Source organism: Enterococcus sp. DIV0175, assembly GCF_050529075.1.
In the GTDB taxonomy this organism is placed as follows: Bacteria; Bacillota; Bacilli; order Lactobacillales; family Enterococcaceae; genus Enterococcus_B; species Enterococcus_B thailandicus.
Genome location: NZ_CP172880.1, coordinates 1,990,460 through 2,015,040 on the forward strand (window position 1 = coordinate 1,990,460; position 24,581 = coordinate 2,015,040).

24 protein-coding genes are annotated in these 24,581 nt (G+C 37.6%); 7 read left to right on the plus strand and 17 right to left on the minus strand.

Annotated features, from left to right (window positions below; translation table 11 throughout):
* Positions 1 to 20 precede the first annotated feature (20 nt).
* From uxaC to dnaX, 13 genes are all read right to left on the minus strand, one after another.
* Positions 21 to 1,436: a glucuronate isomerase gene (gene uxaC, locus IGJ76_RS09340; RefSeq protein WP_430596572.1), complete on the minus strand. Its 1,416-nt coding sequence runs from the start codon at positions 1,434 to 1,436 to the stop codon at positions 21 to 23.
* A gap of 101 nt (positions 1,437 to 1,537) precedes the next feature.
* Entirely contained in the window at positions 1,538 to 2,611 is a 1,074-nt protein-coding gene (gene uxuA, locus IGJ76_RS09345) for a mannonate dehydratase (RefSeq protein WP_067480411.1), read from the minus strand.
* 2 nt (positions 2,612 to 2,613) lie between these two features.
* The gene (locus IGJ76_RS09350) at positions 2,614 to 4,242 is read right to left on the minus strand and encodes a mannitol dehydrogenase family protein (protein WP_067480408.1); all 1,629 of its coding nucleotides are present in this window, start codon (positions 4,240 to 4,242) and stop codon (positions 2,614 to 2,616) included.
* Between the two features lie 428 nt (positions 4,243 to 4,670).
* On the minus strand, positions 4,671 to 5,786 hold the full coding sequence (dinB, locus tag IGJ76_RS09355) for a DNA polymerase IV (RefSeq protein ID WP_067480405.1): 1,116 nt from the start codon (positions 5,784 to 5,786) through the stop codon (positions 4,671 to 4,673).
* 568 nt (positions 5,787 to 6,354) lie between these two features.
* On the minus strand, positions 6,355 to 7,227 hold the full coding sequence (gene rsmI / locus IGJ76_RS09360) for a 16S rRNA (cytidine(1402)-2'-O)-methyltransferase (protein WP_067480403.1): 873 nt from the start codon (positions 7,225 to 7,227) through the stop codon (positions 6,355 to 6,357).
* Between the two features lie 84 nt (positions 7,228 to 7,311).
* The gene (locus IGJ76_RS09365; RefSeq protein ID WP_067480400.1) at positions 7,312 to 7,659 is read right to left on the minus strand and encodes a DNA replication initiation control protein YabA; all 348 of its coding nucleotides are present in this window, start codon (positions 7,657 to 7,659) and stop codon (positions 7,312 to 7,314) included.
* Positions 7,652 to 8,476: a PSP1 domain-containing protein gene (locus tag IGJ76_RS09370; protein ID WP_067480397.1), complete on the minus strand. Its 825-nt coding sequence runs from the start codon at positions 8,474 to 8,476 to the stop codon at positions 7,652 to 7,654. Before IGJ76_RS09370 ends, IGJ76_RS09365 begins: the two co-directional genes overlap by 8 nt.
* Positions 8,477 to 8,495: 19 nt before the next feature.
* Positions 8,496 to 9,449 (minus strand): DNA polymerase III subunit delta', encoded by a 954-nt coding sequence (holB, locus tag IGJ76_RS09375; protein ID WP_270344780.1) that lies wholly within the window; start codon positions 9,447 to 9,449, stop codon positions 8,496 to 8,498.
* An 8-nt stretch (positions 9,450 to 9,457) separates the two neighbouring features.
* Positions 9,458 to 9,787 carry a cyclic-di-AMP receptor gene (locus tag IGJ76_RS09380; RefSeq protein WP_067480388.1) on the minus strand — a complete coding sequence of 110 codons (330 nt, stop codon included), beginning with the start codon at positions 9,785 to 9,787 and terminating at the stop codon, positions 9,458 to 9,460.
* Positions 9,788 to 9,801: 14 nt separating this feature from the next.
* A complete protein-coding gene (tmk, locus tag IGJ76_RS09385; protein ID WP_071868183.1) occupies positions 9,802 to 10,446 on the minus strand; it encodes a dTMP kinase in 645 nt (214 codons plus the stop codon).
* Between the two features lie 64 nt (positions 10,447 to 10,510).
* Positions 10,511 to 11,107, minus strand: a complete 597-nt coding sequence (recR, locus tag IGJ76_RS09390) for a recombination mediator RecR (RefSeq protein WP_067480382.1) — start codon at positions 11,105 to 11,107, stop codon at positions 10,511 to 10,513.
* Between the two features lie 24 nt (positions 11,108 to 11,131).
* Positions 11,132 to 11,446 (minus strand): YbaB/EbfC family nucleoid-associated protein, encoded by a 315-nt coding sequence (locus IGJ76_RS09395; protein WP_067480379.1) that lies wholly within the window; start codon positions 11,444 to 11,446, stop codon positions 11,132 to 11,134.
* Positions 11,447 to 11,467: 21 nt separating this feature from the next.
* Positions 11,468 to 13,216, minus strand: a complete 1,749-nt coding sequence (gene dnaX, locus IGJ76_RS09400; RefSeq protein WP_075491638.1) for a DNA polymerase III subunit gamma/tau — start codon at positions 13,214 to 13,216, stop codon at positions 11,468 to 11,470.
* Between the two features lie 217 nt (positions 13,217 to 13,433).
* Between dnaX and IGJ76_RS09405 the strand changes: the two genes are divergently transcribed.
* From IGJ76_RS09405 to IGJ76_RS09415, 3 genes are read left to right on the plus strand one after another with little or no spacing between them, the layout of a single operon-like run.
* Positions 13,434 to 14,681 carry an SPFH domain-containing protein gene (locus IGJ76_RS09405; RefSeq protein ID WP_067480373.1) on the plus strand — a complete coding sequence of 416 codons (1,248 nt, stop codon included), beginning with the start codon at positions 13,434 to 13,436 and terminating at the stop codon, positions 14,679 to 14,681.
* A 19-nt stretch (positions 14,682 to 14,700) separates the two neighbouring features.
* On the plus strand, positions 14,701 to 15,894 hold the full coding sequence (locus IGJ76_RS09410; RefSeq protein WP_067480370.1) for an ATP-binding protein: 1,194 nt from the start codon (positions 14,701 to 14,703) through the stop codon (positions 15,892 to 15,894).
* Complete coding sequence (locus IGJ76_RS09415; protein ID WP_067480367.1) at positions 15,891 to 16,691, plus strand: TPM domain-containing protein; 801 nt, start codon at positions 15,891 to 15,893, stop codon at positions 16,689 to 16,691. The genes IGJ76_RS09410 and IGJ76_RS09415 overlap by 4 nt, the downstream gene beginning before the upstream one ends.
* Before the next feature lie 57 nt (positions 16,692 to 16,748).
* On the opposite strand, the gene IGJ76_RS09420 is transcribed toward IGJ76_RS09415, so the two are convergent.
* Together IGJ76_RS09420 and IGJ76_RS09425 are read right to left on the minus strand one after the other, a co-directional pair.
* Complete coding sequence (locus IGJ76_RS09420; protein ID WP_067480364.1) at positions 16,749 to 17,663, minus strand: N-acetylglucosamine kinase; 915 nt, start codon at positions 17,661 to 17,663, stop codon at positions 16,749 to 16,751.
* Between the two features lie 8 nt (positions 17,664 to 17,671).
* Complete coding sequence (locus tag IGJ76_RS09425) at positions 17,672 to 19,120, minus strand: glycoside hydrolase family 1 protein (protein ID WP_075491642.1); 1,449 nt, start codon at positions 19,118 to 19,120, stop codon at positions 17,672 to 17,674.
* Between the two features lie 232 nt (positions 19,121 to 19,352).
* Here IGJ76_RS09425 and IGJ76_RS09430 point away from each other — a divergent pair, with 232 nt between their 5' ends.
* Both IGJ76_RS09430 and IGJ76_RS09435 read left to right on the plus strand, forming a co-directional pair.
* Positions 19,353 to 19,658, plus strand: a complete 306-nt coding sequence (locus IGJ76_RS09430) for a hypothetical protein (protein WP_067480359.1) — start codon at positions 19,353 to 19,355, stop codon at positions 19,656 to 19,658.
* Positions 19,659 to 19,685: 27 nt separating this feature from the next.
* The gene (locus IGJ76_RS09435) at positions 19,686 to 21,032 is read left to right on the plus strand and encodes a PTS sugar transporter subunit IIC (protein WP_067480357.1); all 1,347 of its coding nucleotides are present in this window, start codon (positions 19,686 to 19,688) and stop codon (positions 21,030 to 21,032) included.
* 384 nt (positions 21,033 to 21,416) lie between these two features.
* On the opposite strand, the gene IGJ76_RS09440 is transcribed toward IGJ76_RS09435, so the two are convergent.
* Positions 21,417 to 22,073, minus strand: coding sequence for a Crp/Fnr family transcriptional regulator (locus IGJ76_RS09440; protein ID WP_086270781.1), 657 nt, complete (start codon positions 22,071 to 22,073; stop codon positions 21,417 to 21,419).
* Between the two features lie 193 nt (positions 22,074 to 22,266).
* Here IGJ76_RS09440 and IGJ76_RS09445 point away from each other — a divergent pair, with 193 nt between their 5' ends.
* Both IGJ76_RS09445 and IGJ76_RS09450 read left to right on the plus strand, forming a co-directional pair.
* The gene (locus tag IGJ76_RS09445; RefSeq protein ID WP_067480348.1) at positions 22,267 to 22,551 is read left to right on the plus strand and encodes a hypothetical protein; all 285 of its coding nucleotides are present in this window, start codon (positions 22,267 to 22,269) and stop codon (positions 22,549 to 22,551) included.
* A gap of 18 nt (positions 22,552 to 22,569) precedes the next feature.
* Positions 22,570 to 23,757, plus strand: coding sequence for an MFS transporter (locus IGJ76_RS09450; protein WP_071868177.1), 1,188 nt, complete (start codon positions 22,570 to 22,572; stop codon positions 23,755 to 23,757).
* A gap of 164 nt (positions 23,758 to 23,921) precedes the next feature.
* On the opposite strand, the gene IGJ76_RS09455 is transcribed toward IGJ76_RS09450, so the two are convergent.
* Entirely contained in the window at positions 23,922 to 24,566 is a 645-nt protein-coding gene (locus IGJ76_RS09455; RefSeq protein ID WP_270492367.1) for a sugar O-acetyltransferase, read from the minus strand.
* Positions 24,567 to 24,581 lie beyond the last annotated feature (15 nt).

Below are 24,581 nucleotides of genomic sequence, written 5' to 3' on the forward strand. Positions count from 1 at the left end.
TTCTCTTCATCCACCCTCCGTCAACTTTCAAAAAAGCCAAAATATTCATGTGCATTGCCATAACAAATATCTTTGACGATCTGTCCCAAATATTCATCTTCCTCAGGCAATCGGCCTTGATCGACCCATTCACCTAAGAGCTGACATAATACGCGACGGAAATATTCATGACGTGGATAACTCAAGAAACTTCGAGAATCAGTCAACATCCCAGTAAAGTTAGCCAACAAACTTTGTTGTGCCATAATCGTTAGTTGCTTGCGCATTCCTTCACAAGTGTCGTTAAACCACCACGCACAACCCAGTTGAAGTTTCTGAACAATTTCTCCTTGAAAACTTTGCATGGCTGTTGCTAATGGTAACCAGTCATTTGGATTCAACGAATATAAGATTGTTTTTGGTAACTGATTTGCCTCTTCTACCTCAGCAAATAAGTTTACGATATTTTTTGTCAGTTCACTTTGATCCCCCATTGAATCACCACCAACATTGATTCCGATTTCTCGTTTCATTTTCGTTGAGTCGTTGCGAAATGCGTTCATGTGCATCTGCATCGTCCATTGACGCTGATGATATTCTCCCATCAAATGCTTTTGGATTGCTGTTGTAAATTGAGCCACTTCCGTTGTTGTAAAACTCGTTTCTCCAGTTAGTGCACGTGCTAAAATTGCATCTAATTCTTCATTGGTTGCCGGCGCATACACAAACGTATTCAATCCTTGATCTGCTAAACGTCCCCCCATTTCGTGGAAAAATGCTACACGATTTGATAAAGCAGTTGTTAAATCCGCAAACGTTTGAATTGATTGTTGTGCACTCTCACCTAGTTTTTCTAAGTATTCACGATATTCTTCTGTAGTAATTGCCCAAGTGTTATCTGGACGAAAAGTTGGCAATACTTTAAAGGAATTATGTTCTTGTGCTAATACTGCATGATACCCTAAGTCATCAGTAGGATCATCAGTTGTGCAGATTGCTTTAACTTTCATCATTTCTAATAATTTTTTTGGTCGATACGCATCGGTTTGAATTTTTTCATTGGCTTGTCGCCAAATTTCTGGTGCATTTTTTTGATTAATGATTAAATCAATAGCAAAGTAACGACGCAACTCTAAATGAGACCATTCATAAATTGGATTTCCCGGAGCTTTTTCCATTGTTCGAACAAAGGCCAAAAACTTTTCATAATCATCACCATCGCCACTAATTAGTTCTTCAGCAACACCATTAGCTCGCATCAAACGCCATTTATAATGATCGCCTGCTCCGCGATCGTTGAGCCAAACTTGAGTTAGGTTCTCATACTGTTGATTTTCAAAAATGACTTTTGGCTCTAAGTGACAGTGGTAATCAATAATTGGTTCATCTTTGGCATACTGATGGAATAACTTGCGTCCTACTTCATTGGTTAATAAAAAATTTTCATCTAAAAACATAGTTAAGCGCTTCCTTCTTTTTGATTTTTATTCAGAGGCTGAACTTAAAAATTGCTCAGCCTCATTCCTTTTCTGTTGACGTTAAAGATGATTCCTTTCAATTATTTTTGATTTTCTTTTTCTAATGCTTCCCAAAGACCATTCAAATACACCGCCCCAAGTGCGCGATCATATAAGCCATAACCCGGACGTCCTGTTTCCCCCCAGATCATTCGTCCATGGTCAGGACGGATATAACCATTAAACCCATTGTCATACATTGCTTTTAAAATTCGATACATATCTAATGAACCGTATTCTGATTTGTGTGGTGCTTCATAGAAATCTTTTTCTTGGATAAATTTGATGTTACGAACATGGGCAAACGGAATCCGATCTCGTTGACAAAATTCTGCCATGATTTCATAAACATTATTTGCTGGGTCTTCCGCAATGCTACCTGTACACAACGTAATTCCATTCGCAGGACTATCAACTACTTGACAAATCCAGTCCAAGTCTTCTCGATTTTTCACGATTCGTGGCAAGCCAAAAATCGAATACGGTGGATCATCTGGATGGACCGCCATTTTTATACCAACTTCTTCACAAGTCGGAATAATCGCCTTCAGAAAATAAGCAAAGTTTTCGCGTAACTTAGCTTCATCCACCTCTTTATAGGCTTGAAGTAATTCTTTTACTTGTGCCAAACGTTCTGGTTCCCAGCCCGGTAACTCAAAGTCATTGCTGGAATTTTCCACTTTTTTAATAATCTCTTCTGGATCTTCCGGAATATCTGCTGCAATATACGCTAATGTTGAGGAACCGTCTGACAAGCGATAATCGAGATCAGATTTTACCCAGTCAAAAACAGGCATGAAATTATAACAGATTACTTCAATACCAAATGCTGCCAAATTTCGAATCGTTTGTTGATAATTTGCAATATATCGGTCCCTACTTGGCAAGCCAATCTTGATAGCATCATGAACGTTAACACTTTCTATAACTTTTAACGTTAAGCCTGCTGCTTCAATTTCTTCTTTCAGTGATTTGATTCGTTCTTTCGGCCACACTTCTCCAACGGGGATGTCCATAAGTGTTCCCACAATCCCCTTCATCGCTGGAATTTGTCGAATTTCTTCTAACGTAATCTTTTCTTCTTGTGAACCGTACCATCTAAAAGTCATTTCCATGATTATTTTCCTCCGAAATTTGTTAAGTAGGTACGAATCGTTTGTCTAACTGCTCCTGGACCTACTAACATTTCTGTTACTATTTGTTCAATTTTTTCGCCAAGGCCTACTTCATATAAATTTGAACCAAAAATTGTTTCATTGGCTAAAATACTTGCAACACTTTGATGAATTACCTCTGGCGATTGTTCACCTAAATGAAGACTTGCCAGCTGCTCCTGTAATTCAGCTAACAATGGATCAGGGCTTGGTACAAATTCATTTCCTTCATCATCAACTGCCAACAAGTAACGTAACCAAGCTGCAATTGCCACTGGAATAAATACGAGAGATTGCGCAGCTGACTTTTCTGTATATTTTTTAATGGTTTCACCAAAACGAATTGCCACTTTTTGCGAAGTATCGCTCGCAATTCGTTGCGGTGTATCAGGTATGTTGGGATTAGGCAATCGTTTCTTAATCACCTCATCAATGAATTGTTTAGGATCAATTATTTGGGGATCTTCTACTACTGGTAGGCCTTCTTGATACCCAATTGCTTTAATCAATCCCACAATCTCTTCGTCTTCCATCTCAGCTGCAATCGATTGATAACCAAGCAAACAACCAGTAATTGCCATTGCCGTATGAAGTGGATTCAAACATGTTGTTACTTTCATCACATCTGCTTTATCAACAATTTCCTGGCTCGTAAGGATGACACCTGCCTTTTCCAACGCAGGGCGCCCATTTGGAAAATGATCTTCGATAATCAAATAATGAATAACCTCTGTATTCACAAATGGTGCAATATTCGTGCGTTTTTCTGTATGAATAATTTCCATATCAACAAAACCGAGCTTCTCAAGTTCCGCCTGTACAATTTTTGCGGGGTTTGGTGTAATGCGATCAATCATGCTCCAAGGAAAGGTTACTTTTTCTGAATCAGTTAAATAATCAAGAAATTCATTGGAAACAAACCCTTTTTCTTGCCAGCATTTGGCAATTGTCAGTACGCTATCTTGGAATCGCTTTCCATTTCGCGAAAAATTATCAGTTGAAATCATGGCAATCGGTAATTTTCCCGCTAAAAATCGTTTGTGTAATAATGCGGTCACAATGCTCATCGTATGTTGAGGAGCTTCAAGACCATTTTCAATATCTGCTTCTACTACTGGGAAAAATTTCCCAGCAGCGTCTTTCAAGTGATACCCTTTTTCAGTAATCGTAAAGGTGGTAAACTGTAAGCTAGGATTTTCAAAATAATGAACAACTTGTGCAAAACTTTCTTTCTCACTAGGATGACAAAAGAAAGCATCTGCTGTTGCAGCTAAAAGCTTTTTATCTAACATTCCATCATCATGCATCACTACTTCCACTACATCACTATGAAATGGTTTGTAAGCCTTCTCAATTATTTCTTTGTCGAAAGTTTCACATACAACTATACCAGCAGCTAATTCTTTTTTATCAGCTAACCGTTGTGCAATCTCTGCGTGAAACCCACGATATAAATTTCCACCACCAAAATGAAGCCACACAGGTACTTCTTTTCCCTTTTCCTTGACTGAAGCAACATCATAGTTAGGAATAGTAATTCCTGCCTGTTTTAACTCAGTTAGTGATTTTTGCCAATCTTTTAAGTCAATCACAGAATCCCCTCCAAACTGATATATCAGTTGTTTTGATACTTGCATTATATTCGCCCATTTAGGCTTTGTCAATACGTCGATTTCATTTATTTTTATCTTATAATTAAAAAAATAGCAAATACTAATATATCAGAAAACCCAAAAAAGGGTGTGGCATAAGTCTTGCCACACCCTCTTTTTAAGAGTAAACGGTGTTCCCCAAGCAGCTTCTCGCACTAATTCATAACTGTCCAAAAATATGAAATGCTATTTTTGTCAGTTGCTCATTATTTTTTCGAAGCTGAACGCTTGGCGCCACAACCTTATCCACGGTGTTCAAGAAGTAACTTCCTCAAAATAAGTCTAAATTACTCAAAAATTTGAGAAAGATTTCTGGTAATTTATTCTTATTTATTGAAGCTAGGCACTTCTTTTACAACCTCTCCTAATTAATCCTTCAAATCCCATAAAGGTAAAACAATATTTTCATAGGTCATAGGATCTAAGTTCGTAAGTGTAATTCCTAACAATCGAACACCCTTCTCTACGCCCAAAACTTCTTCCCAAATCAAACTAGCTTGATAATATAGAGCTTCTTTTTTGTAAATGTATTCAGGTAACGTTACCCGCTTCGTAATTGTTGAATAGTCCGTATAGCGAACTTTTAATACGACTGTTTTTCCATGCTTTTGAACTTTTCGTAGTGCTTCTTCTACCTTTTCTGCCAACTGTCGAAGCTGTGCCAAAACAGCTTCTTCCGTTTGCAATGGCTGACCATAGGTATGCTCTTTACCAACTGATTTTCGCTCTCGAGTTACGTTGACTGGAGAATCATGAATCCCGCGAACTTTTCGATAAAGTGAATAGCCCATTTTTCCAAAATTTTGAATCAGCTGCATTTCACTCATTTCATATAAATCTGCACCCGTAAAAATTCCTAGCTCATTCATTTTAGGAACTGTTTTTTTACCAACACCATGAAATTTTTCAATTGGTAATTTTTTCAAAAAAGACACCGCTTCTTGAGGAGTCACCACAGTAATCCCTCTTGGCTTTTGATAATCAGAAGCCAGTTTTGCCAAAAATTTATTGTAGCTGACTCCTGCCGAGCAAGTTAAATGAACAGCTTCCCAAATATCTGCTTGGATCATTCGAGCAATTTTAATTGCTGATTTACACCCCACTTTGTTTTCTGTCACATCCAGATACGCTTCGTCAATACTGACAGGTTCAACGATATCCGTGTACCGGTGAAAAACTTCTCGAACGATTTGGGATACTTCAGAATACTTTTGATGATCACCAGGTTTAAAAATAGCTGTTGGACACAATTCAAATGCTTTTTGCGCACTCATCGCTGAGTGAATTCCATATTGTCTGGCTTCATAATTTGCTGTTGTCACGACACCCCGACCACCAGTATCACTTGGATGGCGAGCAATAACCAAAGGATGTCCTCTGAATTCTGGATGATCTCGTTCTTCAACCGAGGCGAAAAAAGCATCCATGTCGATATGGATGATTTTTCTAGATATATCATTATGTAAAGGAAACTGTAGTTCCATATTTATTCACCTCGACCTTACTCTCTTTGTTATTATAGTCGAACTTTTGTTCCCTATCAAGCAATTGTGATTTAAATCTTATGTTTTGAAACATGCGTGATTATTGATAAAGAGCGTTACTTTTTTTGTTGCTTAATCATGAGATGGTTCCATTTACTCGGTGCAAAATCATTCATTCGGTTCGCTTCATGCAAAAAAGAAGTAAAAACGATAGACTACTCACCATTCCAGCTAGTATACGCTAAATTTTTATCATCCTTAGATATGAAAAAACTTTCAATCTAAAATTTGGTTAACAGCCCTTTATTAGTCTATGGAAAGGACTTTTTTTATCGTTGAAACTATTTCGTCCACATGTAGAAACACCTAGCTGTTGTTTCGCACGTAAAACAGATGAAACCGACTAAAGTCATTAATAAACAAGCGTACACATTTCTGAAATTCAACACTCCTCTTCCCACTTATTTTGAGTAACATGTATGAAATCAGCTTTTAGACAAAAAGTCGGGAACAAAACACAAATCTGCTTTGTTCCCGACTTTTTGTCTATTACGTTGAAATTTTGTTCTCATGCATCTAATTCATGAAATTGTCGATAGACTTCTTGCTTTTTCAGATGATTCATTGCAGCCACTTTTTTAATAGCAGCATTTGGTTTCTCACCAGCTGTAATCAAGGCCTCTACTTGCTCCTTCAAAGAAACTTGATTGACTTCCTCTGCTTCGATCAGACGACCATCATCGCCCGCAACCATCAAGCAACATTCACCTTTGATTTGATTTTCTTTTAGATACATTAATAGTTCGTCTATGTCTCCACGTAGATATTCTTCATGGATCTTCGTTAGTTCTCGACATAGAACCACTTGGCGATTTCCAAATACCACGCGTATGTTTTCGAGTGTAGCACTTACACGGTATGGTGATTCATAAAAAATAAGTGTTGCTGTTTGGGTCTTTAATTGCGCCAAAGTTTCTTTTTGTTCTTTCTTTTTCCTTGGTAAAAATCCATAAAATAAAAATGGTTGTGGTACGAGACCTGAAGCAATCAAAGCCGTGATACCTGCCGTAGGTCCGGGTACCGAAACGACTGGGATTCCTTCTTCGATACATGCGACGACTAATTCGTGACCAGGATCGCTAATAGAAGGCATTCCCGCATCACTCACTTGGGCAATCGATTGTCCTATTTTCAATTGCTCGAGTAAGTACGGAATTCGTTCTTTATAGTTATGTTCATGCAAACTTTTTTGTGGTGTCTCCACTTCAAAATGGTTTAATAATTTTTGTGTATTACGTGTATCTTCACTTGCAATCAAATCTGCTTCATGTAACAGACGAACACTCCGGTAAGTCATATCTTCAAGGTTACCAATCGGCGTAGGAACAAGATACAAAGTTCCTATACCTGAATGATCCTTAAAACTTTTTTGATTATACATTTCCTGCCTCCTTAATAAAAAAAGAGCGAAGACACAAGTCGAACGACTCACGTCTTTGCCCCTAGCATAGACAACTTTTTAGTATTAGCGTCCACTTTCACGATAAATGACTTCTAAACAAAACGCGCAAGGCTCATCATTTTCGCGACGTGAACCATAGAGGTCATAACAAACATGAAATCCCTCTTCGTAAATTTTTTCTAAATTCATTCGGGATTTTGACAGTTCTTGTTTGACGCTTTCAGCAGGTGCTTCTGCCACTTGATTCAACTCACGCAAATGTTCACGCAGGCGTTGGTTTTCCATCTCAAGCGTAGTATTTTTTTCGACGATTTCATGAAGTGCGTGCTTCATTTCTACTAATTCAGTTAAGGTATTTCGTAATTCTGATTCTAGTTGGTTTAAGCCGTCATACAAAGATCGCTTATCCATTCATCTCACCTACTTGAATGAAGTCTTTTAATTCATCCCATTCATACTCCACTGGATTTTCTCGTCCTGTCAACCGAACTTTTACAATTCGGCTAAGCAGGTTTAATCCTACGACTTTCCCTTTACCATCAGGTGTTTCAATCATTTTTCCAAAGTCAGGGAGTTCTTTTTTTGCCGCCTCATATTCTGCGCTCTCATATTGCAGACAACACATCAACCGTCCACATAAGCCAGAAATTTTTGTTGGATTCAAAGAAAGCCCTTGATCTTTTGCCATTTTGATTGAAACCGGTACAAAATCTCCTAAAAATGTCGAACAGCATAATGGTCGACCACAGGGGCCTATTCCACCAATAATTTTCGCTTCATCACGAACGCCAATTTGACGTAACTCGATCCTAGTCCGAAAAATACTTGCTAACTCTTTCACCAATTCCCGAAAGTCAATTCGTCCATCAGCAGTAAAAGAAAAAATCATTTTACTTCGATCAAACGTGTACTCCACCTTCACGATTTTCATTTCTAATTCGTGTTCACGCGCTTTTTGTTTGGCAATTTTTAACGCTTCGGTAGCATCTTGTTGATTTTTTTGTTCTTTTGCTAACTCGGTAGCCGAGGCTTTATGCAAAATGGGTTTGACTTCTTCTGGTAAATCTTGGGAATCAAGTTCTCGTTTGGGAATGGCAACTGTTGCAATATGTAAGGTTTGTTGAGATTCGACTAACACCTTATCATTATAAAAATATTCAGAATCCCCTGGCGCAAAATAATAGATATGCCCAGCATCTCTATAACGGACGCCTACTACTTCTACCATTTCCAACCTCCTTGGTTACTCAGCTATAATTAAAAATCGTTTGTAAAACGAACTGTTCAGCTACTGCTTGAAAACTCACATTACTGCGTAGTTTTTGTTCAGCAACTAAAATATGTTCAATGATTTGATTGGCTTTTTTTGTCTTGTTTGATTCTTCAGCAAAAATTGCTTGTTTTTGTGCTTCTTGGAAATAAAATAACAGAATTGAAAGTGCCATAAACTGTTGACTTTTTTCCTTAAATACTTTGGTCAATTTCTTTTGGACATAGATAAATGCTTGTGGGTCTTGCTTTTGTAGATAGGTGAACCACTGATAAATCGAGTCCTTAGCCTCATTAAACCATTCATCTTCTGAGATTTCAACTGCTTTTCGTAAACTGTTGGTTAAGAATGCCAAAAGTTTCGCTTTTTCCAATGGAATTTGTTCTTCTTGTAACTTGTGGATTAAAACTTCTTTTGAAAGTTCTTGAAAATGCAAAACTTGGCAACGTGATTGAATCGTTGGTAAAATTCGGCCAATCGCATCTGTTTCTAAAATCGCTAGAAAATCACCCGGTGGCTCTTCTAAGAACTTGAGTAGACTATTTGCCGCACTCACATTCATTTTCTCTGCTTCCTTGATTATGAAAACTTTCTTTTTTGATTCATATCCACTTCGACTAAATTCTGTTTGTAAACGACGAATTTGATCTACCTTGATGGTTTGCCCTTCAGGTTCGACCACTAATACGTCTGGATGTTCGTTATTTTGAATCCGCTGGCAGTTATTGCAAACACCACAAGGCTGGTTATCTGTTAATTGTGTACAAAATAAATGCTGAGCCAACCAAATACCCATTTCATGTTTACCCGTTCCTTTTTCGCCCTCAAAAAGATAAGCATGAGCGAGGCGCCCATGCTCAAAACTTCGTTGAAGCTGTTGATAAACGAAATGTTGCATTTGAGCCAGTTTTACTAACTCTTCTTGTTTCATAGCTCCTCCTAAAAATGATGGAATCCTTCGACAGGTAAAACAAAGACTGTTGCTCCGCCAACTTCCACCTCTACTGGGTAAGGAACGCCGCCATCCATAGAAATATCCAACGTAACTGGTGTTGAAACAAATTGTTTACGAGATTCACAAGTCTTCTTGATAATTTCAAGCGCTTCATCTACTCGTTCATCTTCAATCCCTACAATAAATGTGCTATTGCCAGCTTTTAAAAAGCCACCAGTTGAAGATAATTTTGTTGCTCGGATATTGGCATCAATCAATTCATTAGATAAACGGTTACTATCTTTGTCTTGGATAATAGCTAAAATAATTTTCATACACAGTCACCTTCCTAATTTTCAAAAAATTGTGGATATTTCTCAATAATAGCATAATAACTAGCCTGAAGAACTTCTTCAAAACTCAATCTTGCATCAATTTTATGAATACGTTCTGGGTATTCTTCCGCAAGTTTTAGATACGCATGACGAACCCGTTGATGAAACTCAAGTCCCTCAGAATCTAAGCGATCAATTTGATTCTGGCGATTTTTTTGGATACGATGCAACCCAGTATCAGAATCAACATCCAGATATAAAGTAAAATCAGGCGTCAATCCTTCCGTTGCAAACTCATTCAATCGAGCGATTTCACGCATGCCAATACGTCGTCCAGCACCTTGATAGGCAAGTGAACTATCCACAAAACGATCACAAAGAACAATACTTCCTTCTTTTAATGCAGGCAAAATCTTTTCAACTAAATGTTGTCTTCTAGCAGCTGCATAAAGAAGTGCTTCTGTTCGTTCATCCATCCGTTCGTTTTTAGGATCAAGAATGACTTGGCGAATTTCTTCCGCAATTGGAATACCACCAGGTTCTCTTGTTTGAATCATTTCTGTTTTTGCGACTTTTTTCAATAGAGGAAATAATTCCTTCAGGATGCTCGTTTTTCCAGCACCATCCGGCCCCTCAATTGTGATAAATAGTCCGTTCACACTTTTGCCTCCATCTCTTGCACTACATCTTCATTGTAGCTGAAATTCAAATTATTTCAAAAAATTACAGCTCACGCCGTCCTTCAACTGCTTTTAACAACGTAACTTCATCCGCATACTCGATATCTGAACCGACAGATAAACCATGTGCTAGTCGAGTAACTTTGATGCCAGCAGGTTTGATTAAACGAGATAGATACATCGCAGTTGCTTCACCTTCCGTTGTTGCGTTTGTTGCTATGATGACTTCTTTTACCTCATCGTTATGCAGTCGTTGCAATAAAGAGGAAATATTGATATCTTCTGGTCCAGTTCCTTCAGTTGGCGATAACACGCCATGAAGAACATGGTATAAGCCATGGTACTCGCGCATTTTTTCCATTGCCATCACATCTTTGGGTTCCTCGACTACTAAAATAATACTGCGGTCGCGTGACGGATCTTTACAAATTTCGCAAGGGTCTTCTTCAGTAATGTTTCCGCAAATGCTACAAAAGTGCAAATCACGCTTGACACTCAACAACGATTTGGCAAATTCATTAACTACTTCATCTTTCATATCGATTGTAAAAAATGCTAAACGTGTAGCCGTTTTTTGACCAATCCCAGGAAGTTTCATATAGCTGTCGATCAGTTTGGCAATTGGTTCTGGATATTGCATAATCATTACTCCTTCACGAAAAAATTAGAATCCAGGCATTCCTTTGGTATATTTACCCATTGTTTTTTCAGTTTCTGTGTCAATTTTTGTTAACGCATCATTGACAGCCATAACTAACAAGTCTTGCAACATTTCTGGATCTTCTGGATCTAGTACTTCTGGTTTGATCTCAACGTCTTTCATGCGACGATCCCCAGTGAACGCTACTTTTACTAAATCATTGGTTGCTGCCCCTGTAAATTCTTTCTCATTCAACGCATCTTGTGCCTGAACCATTTCTTTTTGCATTTTTTGTACTTGTTTCATCATTCCTTGCATATTTCCCATTCCACGCATCATTGTATCGCTCTCCTTTAAATGTTAATCATCAATAATTGTTACTGAGTCTGTTCCAAATAGCTCTTCTGCCTTTGCCACCACAGTTTCTACTGTTTCTGGCTCTTGGGGAATCAACTCGATTTCTTCTTCATCTGTTTCTGGAACAAAAGAAGTGGATTGTCCGTTATCTTTACTTTGAATCAAATAATTTTTACGCAATTCTGGCCAGCTTTCTCGTGTGATATACACAGTATCTGGTGCATAATCGTGAATCATTCGACTCAAGTTATTGTGAATCGCTAATTGCAACTCATCGTCATTTGTTGCTCGTTGACAAACGATTTCGTAGTCAAAAGCGATTACCATACTTTTCGGTCCTGCCGCCACTGGTTCACTTGCTTTCAACATCGCTCGCTGTGTCACTGACAGGCTCATCAATAAATCATCCCAAACTTCTTTGACCTGATTCAAATCTTGACGAGTCGCTTCTTTTAACACTTGGTACACTCGCTCAGTCGGTACGCGATAAGAGCTTGCTTGTTTTTTATGCACTACTTGTGGCGCGGGCTGACTAGCGTTATTGGCTGTACCCTGATTACTTTTGAGTGCTTTTAATTCTTTTTTCAGCTCGGAAACTTCTTGCTGAAGCTTCTCCACTGCTTGGCTTTCAGCTGGTTCACCTTGAGGCAGTGCTTGCGGGCCTGTCAATGATGTTTTTTGCGCTAGCTTGACAGTTGCGACTTCCAAATAAATCGTAGCACTATTGGTAAACCGAATCTCATTTTGTGTTTCACTTAATATCTTGATCATTTGAAAAAGCTGTTCAGCTTTCATTTCTTGTGAAAGATTTACAAAGGTCAAAGTTAGCTGACTCGTTTTCTCCGTCACTAATTGAGGTGCTTGCTGATACATCAGCAAATCACGACAATATTGCAATAAGTCTTCTAAAAAACGACGGGCTTCTTTTCCTGCGGCTAACATCTGTTCCAACGCATTCAATGCTTGCGCAACATTCTGTTCGACACAAGCACTCAAATAGTCGTCCATCATTTCATACGTTAAGCTACCGGTTACCTGCATTGCATCATTTAGCGTAATCGTTCCTTCACTAAAAGAAATGGATTGGTCTAAGATACTCAGTGCATCCCGCATCCCGCCTTCAGCAGCGCGCGCGATGACGCCTAGCGCTTGCTCTTCATATGAAATATTTGATTCATTTAAAATAAATTCCAAATGCTCAACAATATCAGATGCATTGATTCGTTTAAAATCAAATCGCTGTGTACGAGAAATAATTGTTGCTGGAATTTTGTGTGGTTCTGTCGTTGCCAAAATAAAAATGACACTTTCTTTTGGTTCTTCTAATGTTTTTAGTAACGCATTAAAAGCCCCTGTCGAAAGCATATGGACTTCATCAATAATATAAACTTTATAGGTTGCCTTCGTGGGTGCATAATTGGCGCGATCACGAATAAAACGGATTTCTTCCACTCCGTTATTACTTGCAGCATCGATTTCAATTACATCTTCTTGTGTTCCAGCTGTAATTGATCGACACATCTCACATTCATTACAAGGTTCACCATCTTGACTGTTTGGACAGTTGATTGCTTTAGCAAAAATTTTTGCTGCACTTGTCTTACCAGTTCCTCGAGGCCCAGTAAATAAATACGCATGAGATGTTTTATGGGAAACGATAGCATTTTTCAATGTCTGTGTAACAGCTTTTTGTCCAACAATGTCATCGAAGCGTTGTGAACGCCAGACACGGTAAAGTGCTTGGTATGCCATATAGATCCCCCTCTTAAAAAAAATTCACTATTATTTATTATACGTGATTTTATTAAAAAAAACTACTCTACTCCTTGGCTTTTTCCAAGAGGAAACATTCATTCACACGAAAGCTCTTTAAGACTTTTGGCTGAGAGCATTTTCATTCCCCTATGGTATAATAAAGAAAATAATTTAAGCTGTTTCTTTAGGCTATTTATCTAAGGAGGAATTTTTTATGGGATTAATTAAAGCTGCAACAAGTACAGTCGGTGGTGGATTAGCTGATCAATGGCTTGAGGTCATTGAACCAGATAACATGAGTGATACGACCGTGATGACAAAAGGTGTCAAAGTTCGTAAAGATGATAAACGCGGTTCAAATCGTAAAGGGACGGAAGATGTTTTAACAGACGGAACTGTTGTCCATGTCTATCCAAACATGATGATGCTCCTTGTTGACGGTGGAAAAATCATTGATTACACAGCTGAAGAAGGTTACTACACCATCAAGAATGATGCTGCACCTTCTATGTTTAATGGCTCATTAAAAGACGCAATCAGCGAAACATTTAGTCGTTTTAAATTTGGTGGCGTCACACCACAAAAACAACAAGTCTTCTATATTAATTTACAAGAATTAAAAGGAATCAAGTTTGGTACAACTTCACCGTTAAATTATTTTGACAATTTTTATAATGCAGAATTATTTTTACGTGCGCATGGCGCTTACTCAATCCACATCACAGATCCAATCTTATTTTATACAAATGCTATTCCAAAAAATAAAACACAAGTGGAAATTGCCGACATCAATGAACAATATTTAGCAGAGTTTTTAACTGCTTTGCAATCGGCAATCAACCAAATGTCAGCAGATGGTCAACGAATTTCTTATGTCCCATCAAAAAGTTTGGAATTAAGTAAATATATGGCCTCTGCTTTAGATGATTCGTGGCGTGAACTACGTGGGATGGAAATTGTTTCTGTAGCCGTTGCAAGTATTTCTTACACCGATGATTCTGTCAAACTAATCAACATGCGAAATGAAGGTGCCATGCTTGGTGATCCAAGTGTTCGTGAGGGCTATGTTCAAGGCTCGATTGCTCGCGGAATGGAAGCCGCCGGAAAAAATGAAGGCGGTGCAATGACTGGTTTCATGGGTGTTGGCATGGGAATGAATGCTAACAGTGCTTACCTTGCTCAAGCTGCACAAAATAACCAAGAACAAATGAAACAACAAGCAGAAAAACAAAATCAACAAGCTGCAACTGGAAATGCTGATACTTGGACTTGTCCCGTTTGCGGTACGGAAAACACAGGTAAATTCTGTTCTAATTGTGGAGCAGCTAGACCTGCACCCGCTGCACAACCAAAACTAGAAATGAAATGCAGTGAATGTGGTGAGGTCGTTGATCTTTCAAATGGTATCCCAAAATTCTGCCCGCATTGTGGCAAACCATTTAAAGGAGTACCTTTGGACTAAAAAAGAAGGGGTGTAGCCAATGGATGTCATTACACATAAATGTCCAAACTGCGGCGGTCCTTTAACTTTTGATCCTAAAGACCAAAAATTTCATTGTGACTACTGCCTAAGCATATTTACAGAAGAAGAAGTGAGCCTCTATGAGCAACAGCAAAAAGAAGCTCGCGCTATTGATTCATCAGCTGATACAGCTGATGAATCAATAAATGCAACTGGTGACTTTACCTTCACAGCACAAGAACAATTAGATAAAATGGACGACACCGAACGTCAAGCTTATGATGAAGCCGTGGGCGCCACTGAAGCAAATGGTCAAGAAACAAATGATGAAGCGCCTACCATGGAACTATTTCTTTGTCCAAGTTGTGGAGCCGAAATCGTGACTGATGCAACAACAGCTGCGACGTATTGTTATTATTGCCATAATCCAGTTGTTTTGTCGGGCCGATTAAGTGGTGAATTTTTACCAAATAAGGTCCTCCCTTTTGCAATTGAAAAAGAGGAAGCAATCAAACAATTTTTAGCATGGACAAAGAAAAAATGGTTTATTCCAAAAGCCTTCTTTAATTCTGAACAAATCGACAAACTAACTGGCGTTTATTTTCCCTATTGGTCAACCGATGCTGAATTAGAAGGAGATTTCCAAGCAAATGGAACTGTCTTGCGCGTCTGGCGTGTTGGCGATATTGAATATACCGAGACAAAACAATTTGCTGTCTATCGTGAGGGAAAACTTTCTTTTAAAGAGTTAGTCAAGAATGCTCTATCTAAAAATACTCAGCAAAAAATGGTTGAAGGTGTCCAACCTTTTCCGTTGAATAAAGCAATCGACTTTAAAAATCAATACCTTGCTGGATTTCAGGCAGAAAAACGGGATATTGAATATCAAGCGATTCGTTCAGAAGTCGAATCAGAATTAAAAGACTATTCCGAAAAACTTTTACGCGAAACAGCCTCTGGTTACACCACTTTAACTGGTGTTCGTAGTTCCGTTGCAATTAACAATCAAAAAAATAATTATTTGTTACTTCCGGTCTGGCTGGTGACTTACCGTAGTCGTGACTCAAAAAAAGTTTACTATTATGCAATGAATGGACAGACAGGAAAAGTAAGTGGTGTTCTGCCTGTCAGCAAAAAGAAATTGGGGTTCACATCACTTGGTATCTTCACCATTACTGCTATCTTGTTGATGATTGTGGGGTATTTGATATGAAAAAACAACTTTCGATTTTCTTTTTCGTTCTAATTGGCTGTTTTTTCCCGCTTGTTGCTCATGCCGCAACCCCGACAGTCAATGATGAAGCTGGTTTGTTTACAACCGAACAAATTCAAGCATTAGAAAACCAAGCTAAGCCTATCAACGAAAAAATCAAAGGCGAAGTCTTAATCGTTACAACAACAAACAATTCTGATGAACCACGTGATTTTGCAGATGATTACTTGCGAGATGCCGTTGGAAATAATGAAAATGGTTCTGTTTTATTGTTAGATATGGGGCAAAGAGAAATTTACATTTCAACCTCGGGCAACATGATTGATTACTTGGATGACAATCGAATCGAATCAACACTTGATGAAGTCTATGATGGCATGTCCAATCAAGATTACTACCAAGCTGCGACTGCTTATCTTACCAAGGTTGCCGATTACGTCGAAGCAGGTGTTCCAGGTGGGCACTATCGAGTGGATGAAGAAACTGGAAAGATCACTCGCTACAAAGTCTTAACAACTGTTGAAATTGTACTTGCGCTCATCGTTGCATTGGTATTGAGCCTTGTTTTTTACTTTGTAACAGTTTCTAAATATCAACTAAAATTTGGTTCATATAAATATCCTTATCGTGAAAATTCAAGCATCAAGTTAACTGATAAAACCGATCGTTTAACAAACTCTTTTGTCACTACTAGACGAATTCCTAAAAGCCCACCGCCAGGAAGTGGCGGTGGTGGCGGAAGCACTACTCACTCAAGTGGTGGTGGAACTTTTGGCGGTGGTGGAAGAAGCTTTTAAGCCATTATCTGCCAAAGAAAAACTCCTCAAAATCGGATTGATTTCGAGGAGTTTTTTTTAGCGAAAGTTAGCAGTACTTATGCTTTGTGCAGCCAACTGATTTTTCCAAATAACTAATGCAGCCTTCGCATTCTGAACCGTATCAGGTATAAGCACAACTTCGTAACTTTTTAATTGTTCGAGAAAAACTTGTCGCACCGTCGCCTGTTTTTCCAGCAAGCTACCATTAATCCCCAAATAAAATCCTGAGGTTAACTTCATTTTTTTAGCTAACTGAGTGACTTGCTTGGCTAGTAATTCACCCGTTTGTTTCAGCAGTTCTGACACACGCGCATCTTTTTGTTCATAGCTTGAACAAAAAGATGCTACGCTAGCAATTTCGCCTTTGTTTTTTTGATAAATTATCTTTACCAAGTTCATCACATCCTCCGCACCAAAAAAAGCTAATAAATCTTGAGCAAAAGGTGACAATGTTTTTCCTTCATCAAATTCTGCTAGAACTAATTTGATAGCAGCAATTGCTAAATGATAAGCGGAACCTTCATCACCTAATAACTGACCCCAGCCACCTACGCGGTACCACTGTTTTTCTTTTAGACCAAAAAATGCAGAACCTGTTCCAGCAATTGCTAAAATTCCTGGTTGAAACCCCACCTTTGCTAAATAGCTAAATTGTGCATCATTATATAAATAAACAGGATAGTCATAGTACGCTAACTCGTTCTGAATTTTCTCTCGTAAACCACCACCATCAATACCAGCGATGCCTAACGCAATCAATTGACAGTCAGCTCTTCCAAATTTAGTTAGCAAGTCGTCAATTGCTCGAAAAATATTCGCCTTTGCTTGTTCATAAGAAATCAACAAATTGCCAAAGCCTTCAATTGCCTCTCCTAAAACATTCTCTTCTAAATCATACGCAATCGCCTGTGTTTTCGTTCCTCCACAATCAATTCCAATGACATATTTCATAACTTCCTCTACTCCACTTTTTGTGACTTTCTTCTTTCTGCTTTTTGCTCGGCAATAAATGTTTGATACCAATAAAAGCTATCTTTTTTATAACGATTATAAGATCCATTTCCTTGGTTATCTGCTTCAACAAAAATAACACCATATCGTTTTTCCATTTCACAACTTCCCGCCGAAACAATGTCAATAATCCCCCAAGCAAAGTATGCTAGGACATTTACTCCTACTTGCTCTGCTTCTAAAATTTGCTTAAAATGCTGCTTAAAGTATTCGATACGATACACATCATGGATACCATCTGCCTCTTTCAAATCTCTTGCACCCAATCCATTTTCAGCAATCATTACTGGTTTTTGATAACGGTCATACACCTTTAGCAGTGTTGTCTTCAATCCAACTGGATCAATTTGCCAGCCCCATTCACTTGCTTTTAAATAAGGATTTTTTGTCGTCGCTACTAAATTTCCAGCCGTTTGCTGTTGACTTTCTTCTACCGAACTAATACTTGAAGAATAATAAGAAAAGGAGACAAAATCACAAGTATTTTCTTTTAAAAGCTGACGATCTGCTTCACTTATTTCAAAATCGACATTGTGTTCCAAGAAAAATTTGTCCATATAATAAGGATATTCTCCTCTTGCTAGGACGTCCATACAGAACCATTGATTGATTTGTTCATCTAAAACTAACTGTAAATTATCCTCAGGTTTTGGTGTTAAAGGATAGTAACAAAAACATGAAATCATTGCACCAAATTGTCCTTTGACCTTCATTTTTTTCCCTAGAGCAATCGCTTGTGCACTAGCAATAAATTGATGATGCAAACTTAAAAAGATGTCATTGTACGCGTAAGCATCATCTTCTGGCTTCAATAATCCCGTACCATTATAAGGACTAAAGTATCCAGCATTGATTTCATTGAAAGGTAAATAATAATCAATCAACTCGCCCCAATGACTAAAAATAACTGTAACTAATCTCAAATAACTATCAATTGTTTTACGATTTTTCCATCCGCCTTGTTCTGTTACTAATTGAAGTGGCAACGCATAGTGATTGATTGTCAAAAAGATTTTGATTTTTTGTTTGGTTAGCTCTTTAAAAATGTCGTCGTAATACTTCATTCCGTCTTCATTAGGAATCTCTTCATCACCATTTGGAAATAAGCGTGACCAACTAATTGATAAACGATAAACATCTAAGCCTAGCTCACTAAGCAATGTTAAGTCTTCAGCCGTTCGTTCCTCTCCGCTAGATCCTTTTCTGAACGGATAAAAAAATTGATTTTCTTCCATCGCTTGTTCAACAGTCTTTTTAGTTAGCAATCGTGTAGCCACTGTCGCATTCGATGTTTTTTCTAAATAAGGTCGACAGTCTTGTGTATCTATCCCTCTCTTTGTGTAACCGCCTTCATATTGACTGGCAGCAGTTGCCCCGCCCCATAAAATTTTTGTCATTGTCCTCCTCCTTCTTAATTGCCTTTATCATACCATCTAAGAAATGCGTTTTCAAACATATAAAAAAATAAAGAAATTTCAATTCTACTAAGAAACAAAATTACAAAAAAATAAAAAATATATTGATTTTTAATTTCTTAACTGTATACTAAAAAAGAAGAGATCTCTAGGCGCTCTTTTTTATTGTTATCTTTTGTAAGCGTTTAATTAATTGTTGAAAGGAGGTAATTTTATGCAAAGAGAAACAAATGAAACATTGCATATTCACTTTGGTGTGAAAACAGCTGGATTACTTTTACTTGCTTGCATTTTTGGTGGTATTTTTATTCCTTATTTATTTTACTTGGCAAACTGGAGTATCAATCTTGGCGTTATGCTTTTCTTACCCATTAGCTTAGCGACAGTTTTAGCGGTGAATCCATATTTCATCCAAACAAAAAGAGGATTTTGTAAGGGCTTTTTTATTACTTTTGGCATCTCACTGATTATTTTAGAAATTTTAGCGTACATTTGGATCTATCAAGGAATTATTTTTTAATTGATTTTATTTAAAGGAGTGTAAACTATGTTAACAGCTTTCACTAATTTTATTGAGTTACATTTAGCTGGACCAATGGCAAAAATAGCCAATCAACGACACTTACGAGCGATTCGTGACGGAATCATTGCAACGCTACCGTTAATTATTGTTGGTTCGTTCTTTTTGATTATTGCCTTTCCACCACTACCACAATCATGGGGCATTTATCAGTTTTTGTCTTCTAACGCCGCAACAATCTTGTTACCTTATCGTATGACCATGTACATTATGTCCCTTTATGCAACATTCGGAATTGGGGCTAGCCTTTCAAAAACGTACAACTTAGATGTTGTTTCCGGCGGCATTCTGTCTACAATTGCTTTTCTGTTGACTTTTGTACCTGTAAATATTCCTTTAGAAGCTGCTGATGCTGCTGGAACTTCTGGTTTTGTCTTACCAATGGCGAACCTTGGTGGTGGAGGAATGTTTGTCGGCATCATCACATCAATTTTTGCAGTTGAAGTCTATCGCTTAACAGATAAATCAAAATTCAAAATCACTATGCCCGACCAAGTACCACCTGCAGTTGCTCGTTCTTTTGAATCATTAACACCAACGTTAATCGTCATTCTAGTTATCTCTACTATTAGCTATTATATTGGTTTTGACTGGCATTCAGCTGTTTCAAAAATTGTTAGTCCTTTAATCAGTGCAACTGATACGCTGCCAAGTGTATTGCTACTGATTTTCATGATTACTTTCTTCTGGGCATTTGGGATTCACGGCGTTTCAATTATTGGATCACTGGCGCGTCCACTATGGTTACAAATCTTAGAAGCTAATACTACAGCTGCTGCTGCTGGTGAAACTTTACCAAATATTGCAGCTGAGCCTTTTTACCAATGGTTTATCTGGATTGGCGGATCTGGTTGTACAATCGGCCTTGCTATCTTACTAGCCTTCACTGCCAAATCAAAATACGCTTCAAAACTAGGAAAAGCAATTATTACACCATCCATTTTCAATATCAATGAACCAGTTATTTTTGGTGTCCCAATTGTTTTAAACCCAACATTGATTATTCCCTTCATTTTAACTCCGATGGCTTGCGCAACTATTGCTTGGTTCGCAACTAGACTAGGTTTTGTCAGTGCCGTTACAATCACTGCTCCTTGGACTCTACCTGGACCAATTGGTGCGTATTTAGCTACTGGAGGCGACTGGCGCGCAGCAGTTTTAAACTGTCTGTTGATTGTTCTGTCAGTCGTAATGTACTATCCATTTGTTAAAATTTATGACAAAAATGAATTAGCAAAAGAGCATGCCTTAGAACAAGAAAAAACTGAGACTGAAGAATTAGTTTCAACAACTGTTGTTGAAAGCAAATCCTAAGTCGTTTAAATAATTATGTTACTAACATCCGTTAAAAAGAGGGGAAGACAGTGTTGTCTTCCCCTCTTTTACTATTGATCAAACTGTTGTGCTTGCTTACTTGCTAACGTGTTAGAGCTAGACGTTTTGTGCTTCAATCTTTTTTCTCGGTGTTCCCCAAGCAGCTTCTTCGGCAATAAGTCTTTTTTTCATAAAAACATGAGTAGCTATTTTTAGAAAAATTCCTTATTGCTTGAAGCTGAACGCTTGGCGCCACAACCTTTCTCTCGGTGTTCCCAAAACAACTCCTCCATATAGCTTTCATTCACTTCAAAACATGAGATACTGTTTTGAGTGACTGCTCGCTATCTGTTCGGAGCTGAACGTTTTGCGCCACAACCTTTTTTAAAAAATAATATTATCTTCCAACAGATCCATATTCGTAATGATCAAATGGTGATCCTGAACTGTAATAATCCCCTTATCTTTTAGTTGCTTCAAAATTCGACTGACACTACTTGCCGTCGAAATACCACAAAACTTAGCAATTTCTTCATTCGTAATTGGAAAATCAATCAGCAACCCTTCAGGTGTTCGCACACCAAACATGTCATACAATTCATACAACTGCGTACAAACTGCGCCCAATTTTCCATTTAATAGCATCTGTTGCATTTTTTTCATGACGCTTAATAAGCGAAAACGGTAAAATTCTTTTACATGATGCTGCAAATCAGGATTATTATTGATGTCCTCCCAGAACTTCACCCGATTGACACGATAAAACTCCGCATATTCTGATTCCACCCGAATATTATAAGGTGAATCAATAAATTGTGAGTATTCATCTTTAATTAGTGATACCACTTCTAAGTCATTGACATATCTTAGATTGAATTCTCTTCCGTCGTTTGAGATCACGCTTGCTTTAACGATTCCCTCTTTCAAGATGTAAGTGTAACAATCCTCGACTCCTTCAAATGTTAAATACTTGTGATACCCCTTTCGTATAATTGGAATATTTTTACTTGTTACATATTCTGCTAGTGCTCGATTATCCAATCATGCTCCCCCATCCAAACATTTATCTAAAAAAATAATACAAGATTTCCAAGATTTTTAAAGTTCATAGGTATTTTACTAATGATAGTAACATTTGTTAAGTACCTTTTTGTATAACCAAGTTCATTTTCTTCATTTTTTTTCTTCGCTATACTCCGTATGTAAAAAAAATTACTGAATCGAGGTCAAAAAAATGCAATTTTGGATGAACACTATTATTAACCGATTAGAAACAGCGTACCGCACAAGATTTGATATGAAAGCATCATTAGTTTTCCTAAATGATGCTTATCAAAACTCAATTGAGTTGATTAAATCTGTTGAAGAAACGCCAGATGAAGAGTGTCAAGAATTCTTACAATTGTTTATGGAAACACGTGATCTATTTATCCAACAACTTGTCGATCGTTATCCATCAAATTATCACGATGTTGAAGTTCAAATTGAAAAACTAAAAGCATATTCATATGTACATTAAGGGGAATTAGCAAAACAAATGGAAGACAAATTATTCAACAAACATTTTATTGGTATCACACTTATTAACTTTATTGTTTATCTCGTTTATTACTTATTAATGGTCATCATCGCAGTTATCGCCCAAGACAGCTTACACGCTAGCTTAAGTCAAGCAGGATTTGCTTCTGGCATTTATATTATTGGTACTTTGCTTGCTCGTTTATTGATGGGGAAACAACTTGAATTGATTGGCCGAAAAATTACGTTACAAGGTGGTGCAATTTTTTATCTATTGACTACCATCGCTTATCTTTACATGCCTTCCATCGGAATTCTTTACCTTGTTCGCTTTTTAAATGGTTTTGGTTATGGAACAGTTTCAACTGCAACAAATGCAATCGTGACGGCATATATTCCAATGAATAAAAAAGGTGAAGGAATCAATTATTATGGTTTGAGTACTAGCTTAGCCGCTGCAATTGGACCATTTTTAGGAATGATCTTGTTAAACATGACTGATTTCCATTTCATCATTTGGTTCACGATTGTCTTAGTTTTCTTAGTCACTATCGCTTGTCTGTTCTTCCCTGTCAAAAACATTGTTTTGTCAGCTGAACAAAAAGAACAATTGACTTCATGGACAGTTGATAGTTTTATTGAGAAAAAAGCCTTATTTATTACAGGAATCGCTTTTTTGATGGGCTTATCTTATTCAAGTGTTCTGTCCTTCTTATCTTCTTATACGCAAGTGATTCATTTAGTTAGCGCTGGTTCTTTTTTCTTTGTTGTTTACGCGTTGGTAATCACTTTTACTCGCCCATTGACGGGTCGAATTTTTGATACAAAAGGTGAACAATACGTTATGTATCCTAGTTATCTTTTCTTAACTGCTGGCTTGTTTTTACTTAGTGCAACAACCAATAGTTTCATGTTACTGGTTTCAGGAGCCTTAGTTGGACTTGGTTATGGAACCTTTATGTCTAACGGACAAGCAGTTTGTTTGAAAATCGTTCGTGAACATCGAATCAGTATTGCGTTATCTACTTACTTCATCGGATTAGATTTAGGATTAGGCGTTGGTCCTTATATTATGGGAACCTTGAAATCGTTCACTTCATTCAGAGGATTATACATTGTTTCTGGAATCATTCCATTGATTTGTACCTTCCTTTATTTCATAAACAAACGGAAAAAGAAAGTGGTAGAAGAAGTATCCAGCTTCTAAAAAATCGTTCATATCTGTTTGAGAAAAGAATGTGGATTGGGGCAGAAAAATATTTTTGAGAATGTGCCAGTGTCCTCACTGCTCAATTAAATAAAGTAAAAAAACGAGATTAGGAAAGAACATTTCCTCGTCTCGTTTTTTATCTAGTTGGTTTACTGTCTATTTTACTCACTCATTTTATTGAGATGTTCTTCCTTACGCAAGTGATATTTTTTCATTTGCTTTTGCCATTTTTCTTTATCAGCTTGATTGACTTTCCGAATCACTTTTGCTGGGTTTCCGCCAACAATCGTATGATCAGGTACGTCTTTTGTAACAACTGCCCCCGCCGCAATAATCGAATTGTTTCCAACCGTTATTCCAGGTAGTAGAACACTGTTTCCACCAATCCAAACATTATTTCCAACAGTAATCGGTAAGCCAAATTCTAAATCTGTTATGCGGATTTCTGCATCTGTTGGGTGACCTGCGGTAAAGAAACTGACTCTTGGCCCCACCATGACATTATCCCCAATTTTTATTTTATTCACGTCTAGAAAGATGCAATCCATATTTGCATAAAAATTTTCGCCAATCTCCACATGACGACCATAATCGACATGAAGAGGTGGATTGACATAAATATGTTCACCCGTTTTACCAAAAAGTTCTTTTTCCAGTGCCACAATTTTTTTCGTTTCATCAATTGGTAATTGATTGATTTTCTGTGCTAGCTTTTGTCCATTAATCGAGCGATTTTCTGGAAAAATACCTGATGCCTTATAAAGTTCCCCAGCTAGCATTTGCTCGTAATCAAAATCTCTTGCCATTCGCTTTAACCACCT